This is a genomic window from Spiroplasma sp. Moj, from assembly GCF_016082285.1.
In the GTDB taxonomy this organism is placed as follows: Bacteria; Bacillota_I; Bacilli_A; order Mycoplasmatales; family Mycoplasmataceae; genus Spiroplasma; species Spiroplasma phoeniceum.
Genome location: NZ_MQTY02000103.1, coordinates 1 through 3,473, shown reverse-complemented (window position 1 = coordinate 3,473; position 3,473 = coordinate 1). Strand labels below are relative to the sequence as shown.

General features: G+C 26.9%; 3 protein-coding genes and 1 pseudogene. 3 read left to right on the top strand and 1 reads right to left on the bottom strand.

Translation table 4 applies throughout. The features are described from left to right. Nucleotides 1–253 precede the first annotated feature (253 nt). Nucleotides 254–439, bottom strand: coding sequence for a hypothetical protein (locus tag BST80_RS04610; RefSeq protein WP_415746170.1), 186 nt, complete (start codon nucleotides 437–439; stop codon nucleotides 254–256). Nucleotides 440–594: 155 nt separating this feature from the next. Here BST80_RS04610 and BST80_RS04605 point away from each other — a divergent pair, with 155 nt between their 5' ends. From BST80_RS04605 to glyA, 3 genes and pseudogenes are all read left to right on the top strand, one after another. Beyond that, complete coding sequence (locus BST80_RS04605) at nucleotides 595–1,257, top strand: uracil-DNA glycosylase (protein WP_415746169.1); 663 nt, start codon at nucleotides 595–597, stop codon at nucleotides 1,255–1,257. A gap of 73 nt (nucleotides 1,258–1,330) precedes the next feature. Continuing rightward, nucleotides 1,331–2,287, top strand: coding sequence for a hypothetical protein (locus tag BST80_RS04600; protein ID WP_415746168.1), 957 nt, complete (start codon nucleotides 1,331–1,333; stop codon nucleotides 2,285–2,287). A gap of 85 nt (nucleotides 2,288–2,372) precedes the next feature. Continuing rightward, nucleotides 2,373–3,203: pseudogene (gene glyA, locus BST80_RS04595) on the top strand (serine hydroxymethyltransferase); the annotation flags it as partial. Nucleotides 3,204–3,473 lie beyond the last annotated feature (270 nt).

The following is a 3,473-nucleotide window of genomic DNA, read 5'->3' as shown; positions in this document are numbered from 1 at the left end:
AAAAATCCAGCTAAAGTTAAATTATAAAATTCATAAATTCCAGTTCCATATTCTTGGCGATATTTTTTCATCATTTTTGCAACAGCAATTTTGTAAGTTTTTGAATAATGGTTATTAATTTTAATTGGTCTCGTTGGTTTTTTAGCTAAAACCAGAAAATTTAATTTTTCTTTAAGACAAAGTTGAATCTTTTTAGCTCAATTATAAAAAGTTTGTTTTGACTTATATAAAATAATTTAATTAAGCTATTTAGTTAATTTTCATATAAATAGTATTTCTGACATAAATTAAAATAATTAATGACATTTTGATAAATATAATTTATTTCTTTTGTAAGTTTTTGTTGTAAATATCATTTTTTTATTTTTCGTTGTAATGAATATAATTCATTTTCAGTTGGAATGCTTGTTACCATATACTTTTTCATTTTAATCTCCATTCTAATTTAAAGACTAAATCAGTGGTCTAAAATGTATATGGTTTTCACAGATGCAAGAAGTCTATTATCTTTTTTTCCTTTTTTTGATATAATTATTTTACAAAAAACCGAAATTAATAATTTACCATAAATGAGAGGCAATAGGAGAAAAGGGAATGTGAATAAAATACGCAGTTGGTTGAGGAGAGTTCTTTGATAATGAGATTAAAAAACCGTATTTTAAACAATTGTTAAAGAACATTGATAGTGAATATCAAAATAAACTTTGTTACCCTGCAAAAATAGATATTTTTCGTTTGTTTACATTAACTGAGCCTAATGATATTAAAGTTGTTATTATTGGACAAGATCCATATCATGGTCCAGGCCAAGCAAATGGTTTAGCTTTTAGTGTTAATGATGGTATTAGAACTCCGCCAAGTTTAGTCAATATTTTTCATGAATTAAAAAAAGACTTAGGTGTTGATCATTATGCTAGTGGTAATTTAGACCATTGAGCTAAAAAAGGTGTTTTTCTATATAATACAATTGGAAGTGTTGTTGCCAAAACGCCTTTAAGTCATAAGGATATTGGTTGAACTAATTTTAGTCAAAATTTGATTATTTATTTAAATGAGATTCGTAATGATATTGTATATGTTTTATGAGGCAATTATGCAAAACAGTATGGTGAATATATTTTGAATAAAAGTAATATTATTAAGGGAGCGCACCCATCACCTTTTAGTTACAATTTATTTAAGGATCAACAATTTTTTGTAAAAATTAACGATTTACTTTTAAAAAATAAAAAAAACATAATTGATTGAAAAATGTAATGTATAATTGATATATGTAAAATATTGACAGGACAAGAAGATTTATTTTATTAATATAGATTGTGGGGATATTATGGGTCTACTAACATCATTTAGTGATATATCAAAAATCTTATATAGTAATAAAATGGCATATATTGCTAGTGGTGTTATTGGTGCTCTTTTTATTATTTATTGTATTTATAATGGTTTATATTATTTAATTAATCCTAAACGTTATCATGGTATTCGTTTTACAACGAAAAATATTGCGTATATTACAATGTTATCAGCAGTTTCAGCAACAGTTACTATTATTATTTCAATAACAGTACCAATTACGGTTTTTCCTCCTGTGCGGATTGCTTTTGAAGGTTTAATGGTTAAAATTAGTGGATTTATTTTTGGACCAATCGTTGGACTTTTATCGGGGGTTGTTACTGATTTAATTGTTATGTTATTTGTTCCTTCTTATCTTCATGTTGCTTATATTATTGTAATTGCTTCATATGGATTTTTATCAGGTTGTGTATCTTCAATTAATCGTGCCGTTGGTAAGCATAAATGAGTTTTATTTATGTTAACAAATATTTTTATTTTAATTTTTGGAACTTTTGCTGGAGTAATGACATGATATTCACCATTTGAAACCATTACATTATTTGCTGGATTGGAAGTTAGCAAAATTGTTTTAAGTTATATTATTGGTTTTGGCACAGGGGGAACTATTATCATTATATGAATTATTATGTTTGTTTATCGTCATTTTGATAAAACAAAAAAACGTTATTGAGATTTAGTTGCTATTATTATGCTTGCTGTTGTTAATGAATATTGAGTCACCACCTTGATATCCGCATGGGGGGATATCACCTTTTTAACGGTATCACATAATAAAAATAGTGGAACAGATGGTTATGGGATAACTATGATTACGCGATTAGCAATGGCACCAATGAAAGTATTATTTAATTCGGCAATTATTTATATTACATATCGGGCTGTTTCCCCATTAATTCATAAAGATACTAATGCAAATTTACAATATTAAAATTTTGAAAAATAACTTTTATTGAAGTTATTTTTATTTATCTCTATCTAATGATATTAGAAGTTATAGAATGGAGATGAAAATAATGAAAGTTAATTCACAAATTAAAAAATTGATTGATTTGGAATTAAAACGTCAACAAAATCATGTTGAATTGATTGCGTCAGAAAATTATGTTAGTGAGGCAATTTTAGCTATTACAGGCTCAATTTTAACTAATAAGTATGCTGAATGATATCCATTTCACCGATATTATGGAGGATGTGAATATGTTGATCAAGTTGAACAATTAGCAATTGATAAGGTTAAGGAGTTATTTCAAGCTGAACATGCTAATGTTCAACCACATTCAGGTAGTCAAGCAAATGCTGCTGCTTATTATGCTTTGCTACAACCACGTGATACTATTTTAGCAATGGATTTAGCAGTAGGTGGTCACTTAACCCATGGTCATAATGTTAATTTTTCTGGTCGATTATATGATTTTCGTAGTTATCAAGTTGATCCTACAACCGAAATGTTAGATTATAATGCAATTGAAAAAATTGCAATTGAAGTAAAACCAAAATTAATTGTTGCTGGAGCCAGTGCTTATTCACGTGAGATTGATTTTAAAAAGTTCCGTGCAATTGCTGATAAAGTTGGAGCCTTATTAATGGTAGATATGGCTCATATTGCAGGATTAATTGCTGCTGGTTTACATCAATCCCCAATTCCATATGTTGATGTTGTTACTTCGACAACACATAAAACATTGCGTGGACCTCGTGGGGGTTTAATTTTATCAAAGCAAAAATGAGCAAAAAAAATTAATAGTGCTGTTTTCCCAGGTAATCAAGGTGGACCATTAGAACATGTTATTGCCGCAAAGGCACAATGTTTTTTAGAGGCATTGCAACCAGATTTTAAAACATATNAANNANANATNATTNANTAGACTTCTTGCATAACCTATTAAAATAATTGTAAATATTTTTAAAAAGATACTAATAGCAAATTATAATTTTAATTAATTATGTCTTTTATTTAAAAATTTAATATTTTCCTACAACGAAAAATGACTTTTTTATTTAAATTATTTAATTTTAAATACATCTTCTATGCTATCTATAATAATTGCAAATTATAAATTGAAGCAATTAAATTAAATCTTAAACTAAATCGTTTTCTATGATTACGATATTTT